This is a genomic window from Pedobacter sp. MC2016-24 (assembly GCF_015223055.1).
GTDB lineage: Bacteria > Bacteroidota > Bacteroidia > Sphingobacteriales > Sphingobacteriaceae > Pedobacter.
The window spans coordinates 205,770-229,871 of sequence record NZ_JADFBX010000006.1; the positions used below are offsets into that span (position 1 = coordinate 205,770).

Genomic DNA, 24,102 nt, shown 5'->3' on the forward strand with positions numbered 1-24,102 from the left:
TATGAGCGCTTTAAATAAAAATATCAAACATTTTCTCCTGCTCAGCTTATGGCTTGCAACCGCATTTACTGCCTGCAAAAAGGATAAGCTGAATATGGATTACGACAATAGGAAAGTTACCGATGCCCGTAAGGGATCTATGGTCAGGATTGTAAACCTGGCTGGTTATAACCAGGTTCTGGCCAACGGTGATACCTTAACCAATTATGTGGTTAGAGATCCACAGGGCTCACTTAGTGACAGCTATCCTGCTACTAAATATTTCAGAGAGAACGGAAGACTTGGATCTACCTGGACCATACCTCAGGAGTTATTTGTCAGCGGCGGATTAAAATTGGCCACCCAGGAAATCAACTTCGCAGGTAAAGGAAGTGTAAATGAACTCACAGTGACCGATGAACAGCAGGCGGTAGACTACTATCTGCCGACCACCTTATTGCCTGGGCAGCCGGCTTATTTGAAAATACCCAGAGCTGTTGCTGCACCTTCAGATCCTGCTAAGTTTAAAATAAGAATTCTCAACCTCAGTTCGACGACCAGGACAGAAGATCATGTTGAAGACCTTAGGAAACCATTGAGTTTGGCCTGGGCAGATGGAACCCTGGTCAGCCCGACAACCAGTAACATACAGCCAGGCCAATATTCTGACTATGTTGAATTGCCTTATGGCGCCATACAGTTTAAAGTGCTTACTATACAGGGGTACCAGGTTTCAGCTGCGGGTTCGGATGTCATCAGTGCTTCAAATTCCACACTGGTAAGTTCACCTAACCTGACTTATGCGCCTGTGAAGACCTTCTTTCCGGGCGGTATTTACACATTGGTGATCTCTGCAAAAGAAACGACCATTCCATATCCGGGATCAACAACAGATGAAACGTTTAAGGTACTACAAAATACCTTTCAGATCGTGAATGATATTACGGATCCTGCAAATTTAACTTACAGCCGTTTGCAAGGCGTGAATGTATTGCCAGGAGTAGAGGGTGTAAAAATTATGCTCAATGGACAGCCGCTTGGAAACGCAATGTCTTACACCAGTCATACCGATTATCAGGCATTTATTACCGGTGATTATAAAATTGAAGCTCTAAATGCATCAGGCGTTAAGCTGGCTGAAATGCAGTTGAAACTGGAGGCCAATAAAAACTTTAGCTTATGGGTTTTTCCAGATGTAAACGGTAATCCGGCAATTCAGGCTGTAGCCAATGATCTGAGTGGTAATTATTTTGCTGGAGGAACAGATGATGCTTCTGCAGGTTACATGAAACAAGCATATCCATTTAACGTCCGTTTCCTGAATTTTTGCCAGGATATTCCCTATTTAACGGTAACGGGAAATGACGGGGAGGCTTTTAGCGGGTTGTTTCCGGTAGATCCAAACGCCGTAAATAACCTGCGGCCGGGAATTCCACCAATTAATGCGCCTTATGTAAGTATACGTCAGGAAAGTGCGGCTTATGAGTTTGTGGCTTTCCGTTCTACACCTGCCATTATTCCAGGTACCTGGGCCAAGGATATTCCAGTGGTAACGGGACAAAATCTGATTGCCAGACCCGAATTGTATACCAGAACAGGCTTGCCCAATCATGAACCTGGTATTTACACGGTGGCTTTGGTGGGTAGTACAAAACCCAATACCCCGGTAGCACAAAAGGCGAAAATGATTATTCTGAAACACAATAAATAAGATTTATATGTCATTATTAAGAAGACAACATCTTGGATTTTACATCATTGCCCTGTTGTTGATTACAGGTTGCAGCAAGGTGGATTATGTTAAAGTAGATAGCCCGGCTTACCTCCGGGTATTTAACAACCTGAACTATGAAAAAACGCTCGATAGCAAAGACCAGGAGATTCCTTTCCTGGCTATGCTAATCGATCCGGTAATGGACAAAGACGGAATGCCTGTATCTACTAAAATTTTAGGCGATTTCCTGGACCAGCGTGCACCTTACGCACCGCCATATCCATCACATATCGGGAACAGTACTACAGTAAATAACCCCGAATATCCAGGTAAGGAAGATGTACTGGTGGCTCCGGTCCTGAACGGCTTCGACCTGAGCAGCTGGGCGCAGATCCCATCGGGTAAACACAGAATCGTTTTTCTGTTCAGGCCAAAAAATACAGTCCCGTTTTTCGAGCTGGAATCCAGACTCAAAACCAAAGTACTGATTGATACAACCCTTGTCCTGGATGAAAAAGAAGTATATACGCTCAATGTATTGCAAAAAGACTACCAGACTAAAAAAAATGGAATCCTTTTGAGACATGAAAATTTCTACAAACTCCCGCTTTCTGATTCACTCGTATACGTTAATTTTTACAACCTGAGTTCCAAAGGATACTGGGAGGCAGATTATACAGGAAAAGGCGCCAATATTGGCAACAAGGGCGCATTGGGCGATGGGATTCGTGATCGGATGAATGTATTTTATACCTTATACAGGAAAAGCAGCACGGAATCTTCGTTGAGTAATTATTTTGGTAAATACCTGGGCGAATTAAAACGCAATACGGGTGAGCCGGATGTAAGTCCTTATTATAGCTTTCCGCTATTCGCAGATCCGCTTTCTGATGGCATCCATACAGACATTTGGCAACGTCTGGATCTGCTTGCACCAGGAATGGATCCTTCCAGTAAGCCGTATACTGGTATTCAAAAGGAAACAGACAACAACTGGGCGCCTATATCCTGCTTTGCCAATGGAACGCTACCGCTTGACATCATCAGGGGAGATGAGAATTACGTTTTGCTGCCAAATATGATTGTGAACATCCATTCGGGCGTATACAAGTCCCGTTCTTTTGCCACAGTAAATACCATTGAGATCGTAAATGGTAAGGCTTACCTCACCACCATACAGCGCAAGTACGCAGCACCAATTTATAAATGATAACTAGAAGATAACATAAGATGAGCGCAAAACTATCATTAAAAACGCTATTATTTCATTTGCCAATCCTACTTTTACTTTTCTTCGCCGCCTGTAAAAACGACGACCTGGAAATGGTTAAGGAAAATGAGAACATCCGGGCAGGTGCAGATTTTATAAAAAATAATTACCAGCTCAGTCTATTCTCTGCAGCCATTGAAAAAGCAGGCATGTACGATCAGCTAAATGGTGCTGGCCCATTTACCTTTTTGGCGCCTTCAGATGCGGCTTTTAATGCCATGGGCATCCTAAGGGCATCAGATTTCGATAAAATGAACCGCGACAGTTTAAAGTCGCTTGTACAACGACATGTACTCAATAGACGGGTCATATTGCAGGATATCCCCGTTAATGGAGTCGATGTACGCTATGCTACACTCGCTGGCACGCAGGTTTATACGAGTCTTGCCAGTAATTTTAGGGGCGACCCCACACAGGTGATCAACAATCTGTTTTATGATGGGGCATTTGTAGAACGGAAAGATGTACAGCTTACCAACGGAAGCTTACAGTTGCTCAACAAGGTGATGAAATATGACTCTGGTACGGTACAAGACTGGTTAAAAAAACAACCACAATACAGCATTTTCGTAGCTGGGTTAAAAAAGTTTGGTCTTTGGGATAAACTGGCAACACCAGGCCCTTTTACTGTTTTTGCCCCAACAAATGCAGCGCTAACAACTGGAGGCATAACCGCCGCTGTAATGGATGCGCTGGTACCCTCTGCATATAACGGGAATCGGCTTTTTGGTGGATATATCCTGGAGGGGAAACATTTTTTCATCTCAGATGTGCAGGTTTTTTCTGCTTTCGGTAGCGAGACCGCCTACCTCAAAGAACTGGAAAATGATACCTGGTGTACACAGTTGAGTGTAACCCAGGCCAATGATCAATCGCTTAGATACGCCCTGCGCCTGAAGAAAGCGAGGACTGGATTTTCCTATACGACTTCCAGTGGCGGTAATACATCTATGGTTACTGTGGATTATTTAACAGATAATGGCGTGGTGCATTCCAGTACAGGAGTAATTGCAAAGCTTGCAGATGCGCGGAAATAATAGCCAACAAACAAGATTAAAAATGAAAACGATGAACATTAAAAAATCATACGATATATTCCGCGCATTTAACTTTCTTGTTTTTTGTGTATTGATGCTGTTGATGGCATCTTGCAGAAAAGATGAGTTTATGCCTGTTCCGGAAGGAGAAATCGTGCCCTCTGAGGAGGCAACGGCCAATTTGAAAGAAGTCCTCAGCGCAACTTCATATACGCTTTTTAAGGCTGCATGGGCACGCAGTACCATGGAAGCGAAACTCAAAACCTACGGCGAAAGAACTAAATTCACGCTGTTTGTGCCTACTGATGCAGCTTTCCTTGCAGATGGAATGACACTGGAGAAAATAAATACTACATCACCGGAAGTCCTGGATGAGTTGCTGATGTACCATACCATTGCAAGCGGTGTCAATCCCAGAGACTTGGTAGCGAGGCTGGACAATACGATCGAGAAATCAATTCTGCCTAATCCGGCATTACGTACAAAGCCAATATCTCCATTCAATAGCGGTGGTTCTGATCCATATTTTTACAGGCAGTATTTAAAAGTTGAGCAAGGACATTTGTATATCAATGGAAAAGATGCCGGGAATGTCCAGCCAATATCCGCTAAAAATGGAATTTTATGGCCGGTAAACCGTTTGCTGCACAAACCTACAAAAACGATGCTGCAGGCTTTACAGGACGATGGTCGTTTTGGAATTTACCTCGATGTGATGCAAAGGTGTTCAGATCTGTATTTTGAAATTACCGAGTACAATTTAGAACGCCCATGGACTCCTGGATTGGTTGTTGACGAAACGCAGGGGCCACCCTATGTAAATATCGTTTTCAGTTCCTTGCTGGCGCCAACAGATGCAGCTTTTCATACCGCTGGTTTTGCTGATGCAGATGCCGTCATGGAATTCAATAAGAAACGAGGCTTGCCATATGTAGATTGGGATCTTGGGGAGGTAGTGGGCATGTTTGCATCAGATTATTTGTTAACGCTCCATCGCTGGTCGGATCTGATCTATCCGAAAAGTGCCAATTACTCATTCGGTGGCAGGGCCAATTCGACATGTTTCTATAGTAACGATCTCAACAATGATTTACTGGGAAATTATATGCTGCGGGATGGGCAGTATGACGGGACTTTACCAGTAATGACCATGCCGCTTGAATTTGGGAAAACCGCAAATGGTGCTGTGACCATTAAAGCCAAAGGATCAACACATACACCTGCAACGATCATAGATGGTGATATCAATACCCTTATGGGACCAATCCATGCGGTAGATCATTTAATCCCAACTGCAGATTTTAAGTTTTAACTGGAATTTATCCATAACAAGATCAACAACAAATGAATAATAATCGGATACTCAAGCCGCTTTTTTTACCGCTGATGATCCTCATTACAGGATTAGGAGCATGTAAGAAAACAGAAAATATAGTACAACCTGATGCCAGTAAAATCTCCAGGATAATTGCTGATAATTTTAACCTGTCGGTATTTAACAGGGGATTGACCCCGAGCGGGTTAAATGCCAAATTGCTCGAAGAAGGCCCCTTTACGGTGATCGCACCAAGCGATGACGCATTTAAAGCTGCAGGTTATAATTCCCCGGCAGACCTTATTGCTGCTGATCCGGGGATCATTTCGCCAATGATGCAATACCATGTGTTAAATGGACGCCTTGATTTTAATACCCTGCCATTCGCATTTAATCAGGAGGTCCGTTCTTATAATGGTGGTAAACTTTTTGTAACCCGCTGGGTAAAAGGTCCGGATACACTGCTGACCATTAATGGAGCTGTGATTCTGGCTAAAAATATCAAAGCTTCCAATGGGTCAATTCAGGTGGTAAACCGGGTATTGAAACCTTATAAGTTTGAATACATATGGGAAGTGATTGCCAACGACCGCAACCTCAGTTTATTTTACCAGGCATTACAGCGCGCCGGCTTAACCGGCTTGCTCAGTACAAAAGAAACTTATACGGTGTTTGCACCAAGTAATACAGCCATGAGAGCATATGGATTAACATCCTTAGCGGACATTGAAGCAAAAGACCCTGCAGAATTGAGCAGCATGCTTCGTTATCATATTTTTGCAGATCGTCGTTTTGTGTACGACTATATCCTAAGTTCAGGAACTGCAACCGAAAGTAAACAAAGTATGCTGGATGGTAATTCACTAACTGTAAAATTACAGGTGGACCCTAACAACTCAAAGATTTACAATGGGATATTACTAAGAGGTACAGGTAATACATGGGATGTAGAACTTTCCGAAATACAGCGCGATGTACTTGCCGGAAACGGAGTAGTACATACCATTGAAAGTGTGCTGAGAATTACACAGTAAACCATAATCAGATTTTACAAATGACATTATATAAAATATTCAAAATAAGCATTCTGCTGCTTTTTCTCCTGCTTCCTTTTGCAGGCAGTGCACAGGAAACCAGTGGTACTTTAAGTGGTACCGTATATGATGGCAGTGGACAGACTTTACCAGGTGCCTCGGTAATTGCAGTCCACCGGCCTTCAGGAACAAAATATGCTACGGCAGCTGACGGTAAGGGACGTTATTATTTGCCCAACCTGCGCATTGGCGGGCCATACCGTGTTGAGGCCGCTATGATGAGCATGAAAACTGACGTCAAGGAAGAAATCTCCATCCGACTTGGGGCTGCTATTCAGTTGAATTTTGCTTTGAGTGATGCCACTCAGCAACTGGCAGAAGTTGCCATTAAGGCTACCAAAAGAGGAGCACAGGCAAGTACTTATGGTTCTGGTAAAAATATCAGTGGTGCACAGATTCGAAATATGGCGACAGTATCACGCAGCATTACAGATGTTACGCGACTGGTGCCACAAGCTACCAAAGACAATAGTTTTGGTGGTGCCAACTTCCGTTACAATAACGTAACGATTGATGGTGCGGTAAACAATGATGCCATTGGTTTCAGTCCATCACTGGGTGGTCAATCTGGTACTTCTGGAATGGCAGGTAGTTCCACAAGGACCAACCCAATTTCTTTAGATGCAATTGAAGATATGCAGGTGTACTTAGCTCCCTATGATGTTAAGATTGGTAATTTTACGGGCGGATCAGTCAATGCCGTTACACGGAGTGGCACCAATACGCTCAGTGGATCTGTATATGGTTTTGGACGCAATGCAGCGCTTACTGGTAAAGATCGCGTAGGCACATTGGGTAAAATGAATAACGATTTTTATGATTATCAGGCTGGTTTTCGCGTTGGATTTCCCATCATCAAAGATAAGCTGTTTTTCTTTAGCAATGAGGAAATTACGCACCGAAGGGATCCCAGTCAGTTAAATGTTGGTCAGCAGGAAACCAGTCATATCCTCAGTAAAGCAGATGCGGATGCCATCAGCAATGCCGGATACATCGATGCCGGTACAGCAGGTCTGTTTAATACCTATTCCAAATCCCGTAAATTTTTCAACCGTTTAGATTGGAACATCAACGATCGTCACCAATTGGCTGTACGTAACAACACCATCATCTCTGAGGCTACGCATATGGATCGCGATCAGCAGGATTTCAGGTTCAGCAGCATGGGCTTCCTGCAAAAGAACAACCAGACGGCAACAGTAGCGGAGTTAAAAAGCAGGTTCGGTAGCGGACTTTCGGGAAATTTACTGGTAGGATATACCCGCGTAAATGATTCGAGAGATCCACTAGGTACTCCAGGGGCACCTCAGGTGCAGATTGCTGGCCGTACACCTGGCACTACAATTTACCTGGGGACAGACCGCGAAGCCAGTATTTTTGACATGAAGCAACGTACACTCGAGCTTACTGCCAACCTGAACTGGAACATCGGCAGGCATACCCTTACCTTTGGTACACACAATGAGTTGTACAACATCAGCTACGGATTTGTAAACGCCTGGAACGGTAGGGTAGATTACCTGAGCATTGAGGATTACCTGAGTAATACCCCGTACCGTGTGCGTGGGGCCTATAATTTCAGCAACAACAGCCGTGATTTTATCGAAGCGAATCCTGGTGCAGTGTTTAACATCAATTTGTACAGTACTTATGTACAAGATGAAATCAGGGTATCCGATAAATTAAAAGTAATTCCTGGATTAAGAGCCGATATGGCTTATCTGGCCGACCGTCCTGAACTGAATGATAAGGTGCGCAATGCTTTGGCTGATCCATACTTTGGAACAACCTATACCTATACGCCATTGAGCAAAATCAACAATAAATATTTAAATAAAGTGCAGATCTCTCCGAGAATCGGCTTCCGTTACGATTGGAACGGAGATCAAAGCCTGATTTTAAGAGGAGGAGCCGGTTTGTTCACTGGTAGAATTCCAATGGCCTGGTTGGCCTATGCTTTTTACAACAATGGAAAGAATTTTGGGGGATTTGATCAAAAAGCAGATCAGAAACCTTTTGTTCCTGGTAGCAACCCACTGGCCGGGGGGCCAAATGGAATTGCCGACTTTATCCAGCAAAATGGGGCGGTAATCAACAATTCAAATAGTGGTAAAACTCAGATTGATCTGGTTGATAACGGTTTTGTAATGCCTCAGGTGTTACGTACCAGTATTGGTGTAGATTATGCGACAACCTCTGACTGGAAATTTACCCTCGAAGGAATTTATACCAAAAACATCAAAGATGTCTTGTTTCAGCAGTTGAATGTGCAGGATAACCCAACTTATTATGGCTACGATAAGTTGCATCAGCAGCCAATTTACAGCGGTACAGTTGACCAACATTTTTCCAATACCTATTTGTTGAGTAATACCAGTAAAGGATACCGCTACAGTTTAACCGGAAGTATCAGTAAAAATGTGGCGGATGTACTGCAAATGTCTGTTTCTTATACCTATGGGCAGTCAAAAGATCTGTCAAACGGTGTAAGGAACTCTATGGAATCCAACTGGCAGCTGAACCAGTCATTGGTACCCAACAATCCTGGTTTGGCGAACAGTAATTTTGACATCCGTAACCGGATCGTAAGTACAATAAGTTATCATAAAGTTTGGAATAAGGCAGGTAAAACAAATGTTTCCTTGTTTGTCAGTGCACAATCGGGAAGTCCTTTTACTTATGGCATTGTGAACAACAGTGTTCAGGGATTGCCACAGCAGGTGAGTTTGGCCTATATCCCTTTAAGGGACGAAACGTTGCGCTTCTTTAAAGACAATGCTTCAGGTACGGCTGCTGCACAAGCTGCCGCATTTAACAGGCTAATTGATGGTAATGACTACCTCAGCAGCAGAAGGGGGAATTTTACGGAAAGAAATAAGGGGCGTACGCCATGGAATGTTCAGGCAGACCTGCACCTTTCGCATGATGTATTTGTAACCAAGGTCAGCAAACAGTTCATCACGTTAACGGCGGATGTAACCAATTTAACCAACCTCATCAGTAAAAAATGGGGAACTCAGTATTTCTCTCCAAATACCTTCAATTCTACATCCAGTGTTGGCTTAACACCTACATTATTTCCGCCACAACAAAATTCTGGCAATTATCCGATTTATACTTTTAATGATCCCGGAAAGCCTTATAGTATCGATTATTATGGCTCAAGAACACAGGTTCAACTGGGTTTAAGGTATACTTTTTAATAGACAATGATGAACTTACATATGCTTAAAGAGATGAAAAAACACTTATATGGTCTGTCGATCATCCTGCTGCTATTTGCCGCTTGTAAAAAGGATGCAACCCGGCCGGTAAATGAACCTGTATCCTTTACAGAATACTATCCCAATAGTGGGGCTCAGGGTACACTGGTTACTGTATTGGGTGCCGGGTTCGGCAACAAGATCGACGCCGTATCGGCAACGTTTTCCGGTAAGAATGCCCAGGTGGTTAGTGTAACGCCGGAGGCGATCATTGTGCAAGCCCCCATAGGTGGACAAAGCGGTGATCTGACCATCCAGGTTAATGGAGAAACCTTAGCTATTGGAAAATATACCTACCAGGAATTGAGTGTGCAGAAAATCAGTCCCGCTAATGGTGGTGAAGGAATGCTGATCCGCATTTCAGGTGCCGGTTTCAGTAGCTTGTCTGGTCCCGCAAAGGTTTTTATTAACAATAAAGAGGCCACGGTAGTGAGTGCAAGAGATACTTTGCTCGTTGCTGAAGTACCTATTGGTGCTGGCTCTGGTCCGGTAAAAGTTGTGGTGAATGGAAAGGAGTCTGCTGGACAGACTTTTAAGTTTCAATCGATTACGGGTATAAAACCCCTGACAGGGGGTAAAGGTACCAGGGTTCAGATTATGGGTTCGGGTTTTGAAACGCTTGCAGCTGGAAATTATGTGGATTTTAATGGTAAAGCTGCACTGGTAGTACAGGCAGCCGACGATCATTTGGTGGTTATTGCCCCGGATGGTGTAACAACAGGCCCTGTGTCAGTAACTGTAAGTAAACAAAAGGTAGTGGGGCCAGCGTTTACAGTAGTTCCCTTACCTGTAATCCTGAATGTAACACCTTTGAGTGGTCCTGCAGGAACCTCAATGACCATTTCTGGAACTACTTTTAGTGCGATTGTTGAGGAAAATAACGTGAGTATTAATGGAATAAATGTACCGATCCTGACTGCAACGGCTTCAAAAATTACTTTGAGAATTCCAGGTAATACTGGTAGTGGTAAAATTTTACTGCGGGTAAATGAGCAGCTGGCACAGGGCCCGGACTTTAAAGATCAAGGTCTTGGGATCTCAAGAGTAAGTCCGGAGAGTGGTTTGCCTGGTACCCGAGTGACGATTACAGGGACAGGGTTTAGTACCAGCACTGGTCAGAACCTGGTTACCTTTAATGGCACCACTGCAACCATAGTGAGCGTTACAACGACTAGTCTGGTTGTTATAGTACCAGAAGGATTTAGTTCCGGACCATTAAAAATTGTTGTAAATGGTTTCTCTGCATTAGCTCCGGCTGATTTTAACCGGTCTGGAGTAAGTACAATTGCCGGTGGGGTTGGAAATACTGACCTGAATTTAATCGGGTACAAAACAAGCAGTCTGGTTGTAGATTCAAAAGGAAATGTATTTGTGCTGGAAACGGAACAACACCGGATTAAGAAAATCGCTGCAGACGGAAAAGTAACTTTATTTGCCGGTAGCCCTTCTGGCGCACGTGGTGACAGCGATGGGCAGGGAACTGCTGCCGAGTTCTCGTTTGCTTACAATCCAGGTATGTCAATAGATGACAATGACAATCTATTTGTGAGTGATTATAAGGGCGTTCGTAAAATAACGCCGCAGGGACTGGTTAGCACTTTCGCAACGGGACTTGGCACTGCGCTGAAGTCGGCTTTCGATGAAAATGGTATATTGTATGTTCAGAGGGGCTCCTTTGACGGCATGTGGAAAATTGATAAAGCAGGTGTTAAAACATCAGTGCCAAATCGATCTTCTTATGCAGAAGAAGCACGGCCTGCGTTTATCGGTAACACATCATATACCTCAAATTATGACCAGAATTATGTGGTGACTTATAATTATATTTCAGGAGTATCTGGCTTTGCCGGAGGTAGTTTTTCAGGAATTACTGCTGTAGTAAGTGATGGAGCAGGGAACCTGTATGTCGCGGATAAATACAATTATTCGATCAGTAAAATAAATATCCTGACAAAAGAAGTGACTACAATTGCAACATTTACCAATGGCAGTAATGTTGATGGACCACTAACCGAAGCTAAATTTGGATTGATGGGTGATATGGTTATAGATAAACAAGGTAACCTTTACGTGATTGATGCTGGTAATAATGCTGTCCGGAAAATTACGCTAAAATAAAAACAATAAGAATTTCCTTTTTGATTATGCTCGATTCCGGGCCGGCAGTAGCCGGTCCGGTTTTTTTATTCATGGCCTCGTTTTTGCACGCTTTGTTTAAAGCAACGGCTTTTCCTAATCTATCCCTATGTATAAATTAATCCTCCTAATCCTGATTCTGCCCATGTCTGTTTTTGCACAAGAAGAAAACCTGTACCTGTCTGCCGGCAACAACCTAAGTACTCAAAAAAGTGATTTTCGTTGTGAGCTCAATACTTCAAAATCCAGGGAATACGCCCGCTGTTATGATTGTATAGATGCTTCAGGTAAAATTGTTAAAGAGCTGAATAAGAATTTGTTCATTATGAAGTCCCTGACAGATAGTCAGAGTGTTCCATATTTTAAATTGGATGATAAGAACGCCCATTATCTGATTGGTGATTTGAAAGATGGAAAACCCTGGAATGGTTTTTTTAAACAGCCTGGTGGTGTCATGGAATTTAAAATCTATGCATTTTACAAAGATGGCGCGCAGGTTTACCAGATCTATCACGACAATCTTAAGGATATGTTAACTGAAAAAGAGTCGGGTCCTTACTCAGTAATCCAGGAAAAGAATACCTATCAGGATGGTAAACTTTTCGATGGAATGGAATTGGTGGATGACAAGAATGGCGATAGTGGTATGGGCGCCATACGTTTTGTTAAAGCGGGTAAGACAGAAAGGACGGTACTTGGTCTTTTTGCCATGCATTATGCCGAACTGATTGATGTTCGTGAATCACCAAATGGCTATTCGATTGAAAGCCTGGGCCGGGGAGGTGTTAAGATCGGCTATAGTCCAAAAGGGAGAACCCTGGACTTTTACGATACGCAGAAGAAAGATGTTTTGCATCTTGACTATACACAACTGCCTTTTGATCAGGTAAAACAATTGGATCAAAACAAACCCATCACTTATTTTAGTCACCATGATCAGTTGTTTGTAGAGCAGATGACCAGCATGCCGAAGGATGATGAGCAGCTTCACGATAAGTATACCAAGATCGTGTTTAGATTGGTGCAGCAATTGTACGTCAAAGCTCCCCTGGACAGCCTTTCTTTATTGGGCATCATTTCAGAAAAAGTAAGTCAATCTTCTGGCATCCCACTTGGTTATTTCGCCAAAAGTGAGTGGGAGGCCTACGGGGTATGGTTTTCAAAAGGCGAAACAACAGGTAAATACAATGTAGATTACTATGAAAGTGGCAAGATTAGCCCGAAGTCGGAATTTAAAATCAGAAATAAATCTTTAAAGGAAATCGCCCTGATATTACAAGGGCTTCATTAGTTTTAAGCGTTATATTCGTTCGTTTCCTGATTTATTACTAATTTTGTTAGCAATGAAGAGGTCTGGAACAGCTGATTTACCGTTACACTATGGTTTGGTGCCGAAATGGCTTGCCGAACGCATGTCCCGTTTAGGGCTGGCCATCACAGAAGCCATCGTTGCGGAGTATGGCACAGCAGAGGTATTGCGTCGTTTAAGTGACCCTTTCTGGTTTCAAAGCTTAGGCGCTGTGATGGGGATGGACTGGCATTCTTCTGGTATTACCACTTCAGTGATGGGCTCTTTAAAAGCAGCAATTAATCCGTTGCACAAAGAGCTGGGGATTTATATCTGTGGAGGTAAAGGTCAAAAATCAAAAAATACGCCCGATGAATTGTTGCGTTTTGGTGAAAGAACCGGACTCGACGGGCAGGAACTGGTGCGTTGCAGCAAGTTAAGTGCTAAGGTAGACAATACCGCAGTACAGGATGGTTTTCAGTTGTATCTGCATAATTTTATAGTCAATACCGATGGCCTATGGACTGTAGTTCAGCAGGGCATGCGTGCCTCTGGCTCAACTGCGCGGAGGTACCATTGGCATTCCGCAGGAATAACTTCTTTTGTTGAGGAACCGCATACGGGGATTTGCGGACAAAACATGGGGCCAATTTTAAATTTGACCGCTAAAGCTGCTTTGCCTTCTAAAACCGCAATGTTGGCCATGACTACAGAACACCCCGACCGCATGATTGCTGAAGCAAGAAGATTGATTATGCCCAATCATCACGATGTGAAGGCAAAGGATGTGGATTTGAAAAGGTTAGGCGCAATGTTGTGGCTTACCCAGGAAAAACAGCCGGCCGACTTCGAGTCCCTTTTATTGTTGGAGGGTATGGGGCCCAGAACCCTGCAGTCCATGGCTTTAGTCAGCGAGGTAATCTACGGAACGCCTTCCCGCTTTAATGATCCTGCGCGTTTTTCTTTTGCGCATGGTGGCAAAGACGGACATCCTTTTCCAGTGCCAGTCAAAGTGTATGACGAAACCATTGCTGTGCTCAGCAAGGCAGTACATCAGGCAAAAATAGGCCAGAGTGATAAACTACAGGCCATACAACAATTGGGCGTGCTGGCCCGAAGAGCAGAACAGGACTTTATCCCGAACGAGAATTTCAATGCTTTGATTGAGAAAGAACGCAACGATTCCTGGAAGTATGGCGGCAAAACTGTTTTTGGTGATGCCAAGCCGCCACAGGATAGTCAGCTCCGTTTATTTTAGATTTCAAAAAATACGGCTCCAATGCTTCATTAAGCGATAAATAATTATCTTCGCCCTTATGAATTGGGAAAAGTTATTGTCGTCTAAGCGCTGGGGAAACGAAGACCGTTTTATCGGAAATCAGAAAGAGTCAAGGTCGGAATTTCAACGGGATTATGATCGGATCATCTTTTCTTCGCCCTTTAGAAGATTGCAAAATAAAACCCAGGTATTCCCATTGCCGGGAAGTGTTTTTGTTCATAACCGCCTAACTCACAGCCTGGAAGTAGCCAGTGTAGGAAGGTCTTTAGGAACCATATTTTACAATAAAGTCAAAGATCAGGATGCAGGAATCGACGATTCCTGTCCGCTATTGTGTGAAATTGGAAATATCATCGCTTCCGCCTGCCTGGCACATGATTTAGGTAATCCTGCATTTGGTCACTCCGGAGAATCGGCCATTTCACACTATTTTACCACTGGTGATGGCCGCGTCTATCGCGATGAGGTTACCGAAGGACAGTGGGAAGACTTGATTCATTTCGAAGGAAATGCCAATGCTTTACGTATCTTAACCCATCAGTTTGCCGGAAAAGGAACAGGTGGCTTTGCGCTTACTTACGCAACGCTGGCCGCCATCGCAAAGTATCCCTGCGCTTCATTGGCCGGGCACAATAAAAAGAATATCTATACCAAGAAATACGGCTTTTTCCAGGCCGAACAAAGCGGCTTTGAAAAAATTGCGTTGGAAATGGATTTGATCAAGGTTCAGGACGCACCGCTGATTTATAAAAGACATCCACTGGTCTACCTGGTGGAAGCTGCAGACGACATCTGTTACAACATCATCGATCTGGAGGATGCGCATCGGTTGAAAATTCTATCTTACGCTGAAGTCGAAGCATTGTTGTTGCCCTTATGCCGCGATGAACGTATGCCTGCAAGACTGGCCGAGATGGAAGATGATGATGCTAAGATTACCCTAATGCGGGCCAAATCAATCAGTACATTAATTGGTTTGTGTTCTGAAGTATTCTTCAATGCGCAGGAAAGTATTCTGGCGGGTGAGTTCAATCAAAGTCTGATGGATGCCATCGAAGAACCTTTTTTGTCTGTAATGAAAGAAATTGAAAAAGTCTCGATTAGAAGGATTTATAACTATTCATCTGTAGTTCAAATTGAGGTGGCTGGCTACCAGGTCATGGGTGGTTTGCTGGAAGAATTCATTCCGGCCTATCTGAAAAATGAATCAAAATACCACAAAAAACTGGTGGAACTGATCCCTAAGCAATTTCTTACCCAAGACACTGATGCTTATTCAAAAATCATGAGCGTGCTGGATTTTGTTTCAGGTATGACAGATATTTACGCTGTAGAACTGTTCCGGAAAATTAAAGGCATATCCTTTCCTTCTATGAGCTGAGAAATGCCATAGATTTAACATGTTTGGAATTAATAAACCGTATTTTAAGATAAATTTTAACTTTGCCAGATACAACGAGTAACATGGAAGTTAAAAATTTAGAACCGCAATCCCTTTGGAATAATTTTGCAAACCTCAATGCGGTACCCCGTGCTTCGAAAAAAGAAGGATGTGTGATTCAGTTTATGGTTGATTTTGGTGAAAGTTTAGGACTGGAAACCATACAGGATCACACTGGTAATGTGGTGATCAAAAAGCCGGCTACGGTAGGTATGGAAGGCAGACAAACGGTAATCCTGCAATCTCATCTGGATATGGTACACCAAAAGAACGGGGATACTGTTTTTAACTTTGATACGCAAGGTATTGAAATGTATGTAGATGGCGATTGGGTACGGGCCAAAGGCACAACTTTAGGTGCAGATAACGGTATCGGTGTAGCTACAATCATGAGTATTCTGGCGGCTAAAGATATCGTTCATCCGGCTATTGAGGCCTTATTTACCATCGATGAGGAGACAGGTATGACAGGTGCCATCGAACTGGAGCCCGCTAATTTATCTGGAACCATCTTGCTTAACCTGGACACAGAGGAAGATAACGAACTGACCATTGGTTGTGCTGGTGGTATCGATACCAATACTATATATAATTATAAGCAAGAGGCTGTTAATAAGGATGGTATTGCGTTTGAAATTGTGGTGAAAGGTCTGCTGGGCGGACACTCCGGTATGGACATTCATAAAGGGAGGGCCAATGCGAATAAACTCATGAACCGCATTTTACATGCAGCGTCTCAGGTTGTTAGTTTGCAATTGTCAGAAATAGACGGCGGCAGTCTTAGAAATGCAATCCCAAGAGAGTCTAAATCCATAATCACTGTTCCTGCAGTACAAAAGGAAACCTTTCTTGAATTCCTGAAAACATTTGCTGCAACCATACATGCTGAATACCAATCTATAGAGGCGGGGTTAAACATCAGTGCAAATCCAATAGCGCTACCTGATTTTGCGCTTAGTAAAGCCGATTTTGATAAAATTGTATTGGCGATTTACGCTTTACCTAACGGGGTGTTCAGAATGAGTCCTGATATTGCAAATCTGGTTGAAACTTCATCTAATCTGGCCAGGGTTATTTTAAGAAAAGGGGAGTTTGTGACACAGTCTTTACAACGCAGTAGTGTAGAAAGTACCAAGACCGACGTCGCGAATGCTGTTGGTGCAGCTTTATCACTTATGGGCTGCGATGTCTCACAAAGTGGAGATTATCCAGGTTGGAAACCCAACCCTGATTCTGCCATCCTTGACTTAATGACTTCTTTATATAGAGATATCTTTAATGCTGAGCCTGATGTGAATGCATGTCACGCTGGTCTGGAATGTGGTATTTTAGGTGGCCATTTGCCTGGTATGGATATGATCTCATTTGGTCCGACCATTCATGGCGCCCATTCTCCAGATGAGTGTGTGCAAATTTCATCGGTACAAAAGTTTTGGGGCTATCTGTTAAAGGTGCTTGAACAAATCCCTGCTAAAAAATAAGAACGCAAATGAACGAGGAATTTTATCTTCATATTTACAATAAACAAAAGCTGATTGAGGCGGTGCCCTCCAATCAGGAGATTGCCGATTGGGCCATCCAGATCATGAATTTGTTGTATCCGGAACGATTGACCACACCAGATTATTCAATTAATGAAATTAAACGGATGATGCACAAGCTGGAAGTGGAGCTGATTCGTATCCTAAATGCCACCAAAGCTTGTGAAGACTGCGACAACGCCGCTGTAGCCGCTGGTGTTTTTGAGCAGATCCCAGAGATATACCGTCGGATGAATACCGATATTCAAGCTATTCTAACGGGAGATCCGGCGGCCAAAAGCGAATTTGAAGTGATTAGAAGTTATCCTGGCTTTCTGGCTATAGCATTATATCGGATTGCTCATGCTTTATTAAAAGCTGAAATTCCAATTATACCAAGGATTTTAACCGAATATGCACATTCCATAACGGGTATCGATATCCATCCGGCAGCTGTTATTGGTGAGTATTTGTATATTGACCATGGAACGGGTCTGGTGATCGGCGAGACCACAGTTATTGGAAATCATGTAAAATTGTATCAGGGCGTAACATTAGGAGCCCTGAGTGTAGAGAAATACATGGCCAATATCAAAAGGCACCCAACGATAGAAGATCATGTCATCATCTATTCCGGAGCAACGATATTGGGAGGGGAGACTGTCATTGGCAGCAATTCCATTATCGGAGGTAACGTTTGGATCACCAAGAGTGTTCCTGCCGGCTCTACTGTATATCACCAATCAGCAATCAAAGTAATCGAAACCAAAGGAAACAAGTAATGGCGAGCATCATTGACATCATAGGCAATACGCCGCTGGTAGAGATCCAGCATTTAAATCCCAATCCAAACGTAAAGATTTTTGCCAAACTTGAAGGGAATAACCCAGGAGGTAGTGTGAAAGATCGTGCTGCGCTGAATATGATCCGCTCGGCGATAGAGCGTGGTGAGGTTAAAAAGGGTACCCGCTTAATTGAAGCCACCAGCGGTAACACAGGCATAGCTCTGGCTATGATTGCCAGTATTTATGGTTTGGAGATAGAATTGGTGATGCCTGCGAGCTCAACACGCGAGCGTACCTTAACGATGGAGGCTTTTGGTGCAAAAGTTACTTTGCTGGAGTCGATTGAGGTTTGTCGCGACTACGCCGAGGAACAACGCGATAAAAATGGGTATTTTTTGTTAGATCAATTTGCCAATCCTGACAATTACCTGGCACACTATAAAACCACCGGACCAGAAATCTGGCGGGATACCGAACAAAAGATTACGCATTTTGTAAGTTCTATGGGTACTACCGGTAGCATCATGGGTAATTCTATGTTCCTGAAGGAGCAGAATCCTGATATTCAGATTGTGGGCTGCCAGCCTACAGAAGAATCCTCCATACCGGGAATTCGCAGATGGCCAGCTGCTTACTTGCCAAAGATCTACGATGCAAGTCGTGTTGACCGCGTGATGGATGTGTCTCAGGAAGAGGCTACGCTTAAAGCAAGGGAATTGGCCAGGGTAGAGGGGATCTTTGCCGGAATGAGTAGTGGAGGTGCTTTTGCATCGGCTTTAAAGCTGGCTTCGGAGCTGGAAACCGGCCTGATTGTATTCATTGCCTGTGACCGTGGCGACCGCTATCTGAGCAGCGACTTGTTTGGATAGCCCTAATTCGCTATTTTTGTTTTACACATGAAGCCACAAAGATCCTTTTTAATTTTGCTTTTTACTTTTTTTACTACTGTAGCCCTTGCTCAAACCACTAGTGCTGACCTCAGAAGAAGTAAGGAAGCTATACAGCGTGAAATTGATATGCTGCAGAAAAACCTGAACGAGACCTCGAGTAGTAAAAGACTCACTTTAGGTCAGATCAGGGCTGTTAATGCAAAAATCAGGCTCATGCAGAATAAGATCGCAGTGATTAACTCTGAAGTGAAGAACCTGGACAACCAGATTCATGAAAACGCAAATGAGGTAACTACATTGAAAGGGCGGCTGGGAGAACTTAAAAAAGAATATGCCGGCATGGTGCGCTTTGCACAACGCAATCAGAATGCTTACGATAAAATGATGTTTATCTTTTCATCAGACAGTTTCAATCAGGCTTATAAACGCATTAAATATTTCCAGCAATTTGGTCAGTATCGTAAAAAGCAGGCAGATTACATCCAGGGGACGAAGAAAAAGATTGAATATAAGATTGTTGTGCTCGATAAGAACCTGAAAGAGAAAAGTACCTTACTTACCGAACAGGAACATGAAAAGGTGAAGCTTGGTAAGAATAAAACGGAACAGGCCGAGATGTTGAGTCAAATTGCCAAACAGGAGCAGCGGTTTAAAAAAGACATCGCTTCACGAAAATGGCAGCAAACAGAAATTGATCGGGCCATTCGTTCGGCAATCCAGAAAGAAATAGAAATTGCGCGGAAGAAAGCAGAAGAAGATGAGCGGGTAGCTGCACAAAAGGCTGCTGCGGAAGGAAGGCCTATTCCGGTGGCCAGTGCTAAGGAAAAAACGACCAGCAGTTATCTGACAACTTCGCCGGAAGCAGCGAAGCTGTCTGCGGGCTTTGAAAATAATAGGGGACGCTTACCATGGCCGGTTGGTCAATATTCGATTGTAGAGCGCTTTGGTAACCATACCGAGGGTCAGGCCAATTATACCAATGACGGAATTAACATCCTTACAGAACAAGGTGCTGCAGTAAAGGCTGTATTTGAAGGGGATGTGTTGTTTGTGAAAGAGCTTTATGGTACTTATATTGTTGCGCTCAGGCATGGTGATTACTTTACCATTTATCAGAATTTAAAAACCGTTAGTGTGGCTAAAGGTACTAAAGTGGACACCAGGCAGGTTTTAGGTACAATTGCTTCAAAAGAAGATGGGCCTATTCTGCATTTTGAGATCATGCGTGGCCAAACGAAGCTAAATCCAGAAGCCTGGATTGCAAAATAGCCAGATCATTTGTACCGACAGTAGGTAAATCCTTCGGTACAGCTGGCACACTGAAAGGAATATAACAGGGACATAACAGGAACATAACAGGGGTATTGTAGGACCTATGGGCCCTGCAATACCCCTGTTATGTTCCTTGTTTATACCTTTTTGTGTGCCGGCTTTACCGAAGGCTCAATCCGGAATTGTAGAGAAATAATTGGAATTAAGTTGTAAAATGAGTTTAGAAATAGTTTATCAGGACGATCATTTAATTGCGATTAATAAGCCGCATGGCTTATTGGTGCACCGATCGTCTATTGCTAATGATGCAAAGGAATTCGCTTTGCAGTTGTTGAGAGATCAAATCAATCGTCACGTGAGTCCGGTACATCGTTTAGACCGCAAAACAGGCGGACTGCTTTTGTTCGCTTTTGAGAAAGACGTAGAGATTGCCATGCACCAGCAATTCCAAAATGGTGAAGTAGAAAAGAAGTATCTCGCCGTGCTCAGGGGGCATAGCCCGGACCATTTGGAAATTGACTATCCTTTAGCGAAAGAGAACGGTACAATACAGGAAGCTTTTACCTCCTTTATAACCTTGAAACGTGCGGAGCTGGCTGTTCCGTTTGGTAAGCACCTAACCTCCAGGTACTCCCTGGTTGAAGCGACGCCAACTACCGGGCGTATGCACCAGCTCCGTAAACATTTTGCACATATTTTTTATCCGATCATAGGCGATCGTAAACATGGTTGTAATAAACAAAATAAGCTGTTTAAAGAGCAATGGGACATGACCACCATGTTACTTCATGCCTCTGAATTGTCTTTTATACACCCCGTAAGCAAGGAAAAGGTTCATTTAACAGCCAAGCCACAAGCTGAGTTTTACCGGGTAATGGATTTAATGGAATGGGGATAACTTAACCACATTTGTTAGTTATCCACAAGTTTCTTGTTGGGTATGTTTTCTATTCTTTTGCAAATGAAAGAGTTATAAAAAAGCTCAGATTTTATGGCTAAATGTTGGTAAATTTTATGATCTTCGCACTCCCAAAACGGCGGGTCGCTTCGCTGTTTTAATATTGTAAACCATAAAAATTAAAGAATAAAATATGCAGATCACTTGTACACAAGTATGGAATAACTGTCTCCAAATTATTAAGGATAATATCCCGGCCCAGAGCTTCAAAACCTGGTTCGAACCGATATCAGCTCTTAAACTTGAAGATAGGGTTTTGACTGTGCAGGTCCCAAGTTTATTCTTTTACGAATGGCTGGAAGAGCATTATGTTGGACTGTTGCGTAAGACTGTAAAGCAGCAGCTAGGAGATGAAGGCCGGTTGGAGTACAATATTGTGGTAGATAAATCTACCAATGGTGCTTTACCTTATACCACCAATATGCCTTCAAATGGCAATGGTGCTAACAATAGGAAACAATCGATGCCTGTACCGGTTAACATTAACCGCGATATCAAGAATCCATTTGTGATTCCTGGCTTGAAAAAAATGAATGTAGACCCGCAGTTGAACGCGGCCTATACATTTGAATCTTATGTAGAGGGCGACTGTAATCGTTTAGCCAGATCAGCCGGACACGCTATAGCGGCTAAGCCAGGAGCAACCTCATTTAACCCGCTGATGATTTATGGCGCTTCGGGTTTAGGTAAAACGCATTTGGCCCAGGCAATTGGCAATGAGATCAGAAGAAGTTTACCGGATAAACTGGTGATTTATGTTTCCTGTGAAAAGTTCTGTCAACAATTTGTAGAGTCTTTGAAAAACAACACGATCAATGACTTTGTTAATTTTTACCAGGCGATGGATGTCATCATTATGGATGATGTACACAACTTTGCCGGGAAAGAAAAAACACAGGATATCTTCTTCCATATCTTTAACCATTTACACCAATCAGGCAAACAGATCATCATTACATCTGACAAGGCGCCTAAAGACCTTTCTGGTTTGGAAGAGCGCTTGTTAAGTCGTTTCAAATGGGGTTTATCTGCAGACCTGCAAATTCCTGAGCTGGAAACCAGGATTGCAATTCTGAGAAAGAAAATGTATGCTGATGGTATTGATTTACCTGATGAGGTAGTAGAGTATGTAGCAAACAACATCGACAACAATGTACGTGAGCTTGAAGGCGCTATGGTTTCCCTGTTGGCGCAGTCTACCATGAACAAAAAAGAGATCGATTTGCAATTGGCAAAATCTATGCTGAAGAACTTCATAAAAAATACCACGAAAGAAGTTTCCATGGATTATATCCAAAAACTGGTATGCGATTATTTTGAGGTTCCAGTTCATTTGTTAAAAGCACCAACCCGTAAACGTGAGGTGGTACAGGCCCGTCAGATTTCGATGTATTTGTCTAAAGGTATGACCAAGAGTTCGTTAAAAACCATTGGTGCTTTCTTTGGTGGTCGTGATCATTCTACTGTGATTTATGCTTGCCAGACAGTAGAAGATTTAATTCAGACAGATAAGAAATTCAGAGCTTACGTGAATGATATCGAGAAGAAGCTAAAAATGAGTTAATTAGGCTTGCAAGGGCGTTTTTGGCAAAAATAATTTGATTTTTTTTCACATAAAAGTTTGCATAATTAAAAACGATTATTACCTTTGCATCACCAAAACGGAATGGCCCGCTCGTCTACCGGTTAGGACGCCAGATTTTCATTCTGGAAATAGGGGTTCGATTCCCCTGCGGGCTACTAAGCCTCGATGTTACATCAACATCGAGGCTTTTTTTTGGCTTTGTTTTCTGCTAACTTTATCTTGAAAGCCATCAAAAGCTACTGCTTTATTTTTTCTCGCTGCTAGCCAGCATGTAAGCCGCTAAGCGCTTAAAAATAGGTCTTAATATTTGCAGCTTTGCTTTGTTATGGCAATATTAGCGGCATCTGATTACTACCTATGATGACAATTACTGTACTCGCAATTATAGAACCTGATATCAAGCCTGGGGCACCCTTATCTAAGGTGATGAACGAAAGGCTTGTCCGTGTGGCAGCGGAGCTTCAGGCGTCATTAACGGATGAACTGGAAGATTCATGGGATTGTGAAGATCTGGTGGTCTATATGAGCTACAACAGCAAATATGCCATTCGCTGGAAAATTGTAAACGATGTCCCTCCGGTTGTAGAATCTGAAGTGGCCAGGCAGTGTGCCAAATTGGGATATATTTTATGGAAGGGCAGTGAGATCTATAATTTCAAATCCAGGTAATCATTAGCCGGTTCATGATCTGGTGGAACCCGGAGCAATTACATGGCTTCAATCAAACTGATGTGGATTCCTCTAAAACAATCGTCAGCACAATTTTTCGGCACAAATCCGCAAGAAGAAATCATTCCATTGTTTTTCGTCTCCAGGTAAACTTCTGCATCTTTTCTTTTCAATAACCACTGGTTTTTTGCCCGATCATAGATTTCATCCAAAGTAGCAGAGGGATCACCGTTGGCGTGGGTGTTGAGCGTACTTTCATCTTCAGTCCATTCTTCGCGTACCAGCACTGAGTTGGATGGATGCTCAACGGTTTTTGCAACGTAAGAACGGCCGACAACTTTACCATCCTTTACTGTAATTACAGTCTCGGTACTGTATCCTGTCCACGAGGTAAAAGACACTTTGTAACGATACGAATTGTTGGATGAAGTTTTGAAAGCCACCCAGCTTTTATAGCTTTTGTCATAGTCGCTTTCATGGGTAATATCACTTTTTTTGCAGGAAATAAAGCTGCTACCAAGCAGTAGCACTATCAATAAATAAAGGTTTCGGTTCATAATAGGTGTTTTTCTTACTAAACGAGTAAAATGTAAATTGCGCTACATGT

General features: G+C 43.0%; 18 protein-coding genes and 1 tRNA gene. 18 read left to right on the forward strand and 1 reads right to left on the reverse strand.

The annotated features are described in order from the left end of the window. The first annotated feature begins 1 nt into the window (after nt 1). The 18 genes from IM797_RS16340 to IM797_RS16425 all read left to right on the forward strand — a co-directional run bounded on the left by IM797_RS16340 (nt 2) and on the right by IM797_RS16425 (nt 23,495). A complete protein-coding gene (locus tag IM797_RS16340; protein ID WP_194128223.1) occupies nt 2–1,690 on the forward strand; it encodes a DUF4397 domain-containing protein in 1,689 nt (562 codons plus the stop codon). Nucleotides 1,691–1,697: 7 nt separating this feature from the next. After that, on the forward strand, nt 1,698–2,903 hold the full coding sequence (locus IM797_RS16345) for a hypothetical protein (protein ID WP_194128224.1): 1,206 nt from the start codon (nt 1,698–1,700) through the stop codon (nt 2,901–2,903). 20 nt (nt 2,904–2,923) lie between these two features. After that, a complete protein-coding gene (locus IM797_RS16350; protein WP_194128225.1) occupies nt 2,924–4,000 on the forward strand; it encodes a fasciclin domain-containing protein in 1,077 nt (358 codons plus the stop codon). 31 nt (nt 4,001–4,031) lie between these two features. After that, the gene (locus tag IM797_RS16355; protein ID WP_194128226.1) at nt 4,032–5,312 is read left to right on the forward strand and encodes a fasciclin domain-containing protein; all 1,281 of its coding nucleotides are present in this window, start codon (nt 4,032–4,034) and stop codon (nt 5,310–5,312) included. Between the two features lie 32 nt (nt 5,313–5,344). Then, nucleotides 5,345–6,349, forward strand: a complete 1,005-nt coding sequence (locus tag IM797_RS16360; RefSeq protein WP_228098904.1) for a fasciclin domain-containing protein — start codon at nt 5,345–5,347, stop codon at nt 6,347–6,349. A gap of 20 nt (nt 6,350–6,369) precedes the next feature. Then, nucleotides 6,370–9,612, forward strand: a complete 3,243-nt coding sequence (locus tag IM797_RS16365; RefSeq protein WP_194128227.1) for a carboxypeptidase regulatory-like domain-containing protein — start codon at nt 6,370–6,372, stop codon at nt 9,610–9,612. A gap of 33 nt (nt 9,613–9,645) precedes the next feature. After that, complete coding sequence (locus IM797_RS16370; protein ID WP_194128228.1) at nt 9,646–11,790, forward strand: IPT/TIG domain-containing protein; 2,145 nt, start codon at nt 9,646–9,648, stop codon at nt 11,788–11,790. 127 nt (nt 11,791–11,917) lie between these two features. Then, nucleotides 11,918–13,099: a hypothetical protein gene (locus IM797_RS16375; protein WP_194128229.1), complete on the forward strand. Its 1,182-nt coding sequence runs from the start codon at nt 11,918–11,920 to the stop codon at nt 13,097–13,099. Between the two features lie 52 nt (nt 13,100–13,151). After that, complete coding sequence (locus IM797_RS16380; RefSeq protein ID WP_194128230.1) at nt 13,152–14,354, forward strand: DUF763 domain-containing protein; 1,203 nt, start codon at nt 13,152–13,154, stop codon at nt 14,352–14,354. A gap of 58 nt (nt 14,355–14,412) precedes the next feature. Next, complete coding sequence (locus IM797_RS16385; RefSeq protein WP_194128231.1) at nt 14,413–15,756, forward strand: deoxyguanosinetriphosphate triphosphohydrolase; 1,344 nt, start codon at nt 14,413–14,415, stop codon at nt 15,754–15,756. A gap of 83 nt (nt 15,757–15,839) precedes the next feature. After that, nucleotides 15,840–17,297 carry an aminoacyl-histidine dipeptidase gene (locus IM797_RS16390; protein ID WP_194128232.1) on the forward strand — a complete coding sequence of 486 codons (1,458 nt, stop codon included), beginning with the start codon at nt 15,840–15,842 and terminating at the stop codon, nt 17,295–17,297. 8 nt (nt 17,298–17,305) lie between these two features. After that, entirely contained in the window at nt 17,306–18,118 is an 813-nt protein-coding gene (gene epsC, locus IM797_RS16395; protein WP_194128233.1) for a serine O-acetyltransferase EpsC, read from the forward strand. Continuing rightward, the gene (gene cysM, locus IM797_RS16400; RefSeq protein ID WP_194128234.1) at nt 18,118–18,990 is read left to right on the forward strand and encodes a cysteine synthase CysM; all 873 of its coding nucleotides are present in this window, start codon (nt 18,118–18,120) and stop codon (nt 18,988–18,990) included. The genes epsC and cysM overlap by 1 nt, the downstream gene beginning before the upstream one ends. 27 nt (nt 18,991–19,017) lie before the next feature. Continuing rightward, nucleotides 19,018–20,280 (forward strand): murein hydrolase activator EnvC, encoded by a 1,263-nt coding sequence (locus tag IM797_RS16405; protein ID WP_194128235.1) that lies wholly within the window; start codon nt 19,018–19,020, stop codon nt 20,278–20,280. A gap of 217 nt (nt 20,281–20,497) precedes the next feature. Next, on the forward strand, nt 20,498–21,181 hold the full coding sequence (locus IM797_RS16410; protein ID WP_194128236.1) for a pseudouridine synthase: 684 nt from the start codon (nt 20,498–20,500) through the stop codon (nt 21,179–21,181). 193 nt (nt 21,182–21,374) lie between these two features. Further along, complete coding sequence (dnaA, locus tag IM797_RS16415; protein WP_194128237.1) at nt 21,375–22,805, forward strand: chromosomal replication initiator protein DnaA; 1,431 nt, start codon at nt 21,375–21,377, stop codon at nt 22,803–22,805. 104 nt (nt 22,806–22,909) lie between these two features. Next, nucleotides 22,910–22,981: transfer RNA gene (locus IM797_RS16420), tRNA-Glu, on the forward strand. A 202-nt stretch (nt 22,982–23,183) separates the two neighbouring features. After that, on the forward strand, nt 23,184–23,495 hold the full coding sequence (locus IM797_RS16425) for a hypothetical protein (protein WP_228098905.1): 312 nt from the start codon (nt 23,184–23,186) through the stop codon (nt 23,493–23,495). A 38-nt stretch (nt 23,496–23,533) separates the two neighbouring features. On the opposite strand, the gene IM797_RS16430 is transcribed toward IM797_RS16425, so the two are convergent. Continuing rightward, nucleotides 23,534–24,052 (reverse strand): hypothetical protein, encoded by a 519-nt coding sequence (locus tag IM797_RS16430; protein ID WP_228098906.1) that lies wholly within the window; start codon nt 24,050–24,052, stop codon nt 23,534–23,536. Nucleotides 24,053–24,102: the final 50 nt, after the last annotated feature.

What these genes read in the sequence shown, in the direction of transcription:
- IM797_RS16340 (WP_194128223.1), top strand. Translation starts at nt 2, where the DNA reads ATGAGCGCTTTAAATAAAAATATCAAACATTTTCTCCTGCTCAGCTTA.
- IM797_RS16345 (WP_194128224.1), top strand. Translation starts at nt 1,698, where the DNA reads ATGTCATTATTAAGAAGACAACATCTTGGATTTTACATCATTGCCCTG.
- IM797_RS16350 (WP_194128225.1), top strand. Translation starts at nt 2,924, where the DNA reads ATGAGCGCAAAACTATCATTAAAAACGCTATTATTTCATTTGCCAATC.
- IM797_RS16355 (WP_194128226.1), top strand. Translation starts at nt 4,032, where the DNA reads ATGAACATTAAAAAATCATACGATATATTCCGCGCATTTAACTTTCTT.
- IM797_RS16360 (WP_228098904.1), top strand. Translation starts at nt 5,345, where the DNA reads ATGAATAATAATCGGATACTCAAGCCGCTTTTTTTACCGCTGATGATC.
- IM797_RS16365 (WP_194128227.1), top strand. Translation starts at nt 6,370, where the DNA reads ATGACATTATATAAAATATTCAAAATAAGCATTCTGCTGCTTTTTCTC.
- IM797_RS16370 (WP_194128228.1), top strand. Translation starts at nt 9,646, where the DNA reads ATGAAAAAACACTTATATGGTCTGTCGATCATCCTGCTGCTATTTGCC.
- IM797_RS16375 (WP_194128229.1), top strand. Translation starts at nt 11,918, where the DNA reads ATGTATAAATTAATCCTCCTAATCCTGATTCTGCCCATGTCTGTTTTT.
- IM797_RS16380 (WP_194128230.1), top strand. Translation starts at nt 13,152, where the DNA reads ATGAAGAGGTCTGGAACAGCTGATTTACCGTTACACTATGGTTTGGTG.
- IM797_RS16385 (WP_194128231.1), top strand. Translation starts at nt 14,413, where the DNA reads ATGAATTGGGAAAAGTTATTGTCGTCTAAGCGCTGGGGAAACGAAGAC.
- IM797_RS16390 (WP_194128232.1), top strand. Translation starts at nt 15,840, where the DNA reads ATGGAAGTTAAAAATTTAGAACCGCAATCCCTTTGGAATAATTTTGCA.
- epsC (WP_194128233.1), top strand. Translation starts at nt 17,306, where the DNA reads ATGAACGAGGAATTTTATCTTCATATTTACAATAAACAAAAGCTGATT.
- cysM (WP_194128234.1), top strand. Translation starts at nt 18,118, where the DNA reads ATGGCGAGCATCATTGACATCATAGGCAATACGCCGCTGGTAGAGATC.
- IM797_RS16405 (WP_194128235.1), top strand. Translation starts at nt 19,018, where the DNA reads ATGAAGCCACAAAGATCCTTTTTAATTTTGCTTTTTACTTTTTTTACT.
- IM797_RS16410 (WP_194128236.1), top strand. Translation starts at nt 20,498, where the DNA reads ATGAGTTTAGAAATAGTTTATCAGGACGATCATTTAATTGCGATTAAT.
- dnaA (WP_194128237.1), top strand. Translation starts at nt 21,375, where the DNA reads ATGCAGATCACTTGTACACAAGTATGGAATAACTGTCTCCAAATTATT.
- IM797_RS16425 (WP_228098905.1), top strand. Translation starts at nt 23,184, where the DNA reads ATGATGACAATTACTGTACTCGCAATTATAGAACCTGATATCAAGCCT.
- IM797_RS16430 (WP_228098906.1), bottom strand. Translation starts at nt 24,052, where the DNA reads ATGAACCGAAACCTTTATTTATTGATAGTGCTACTGCTTGGTAGCAGC.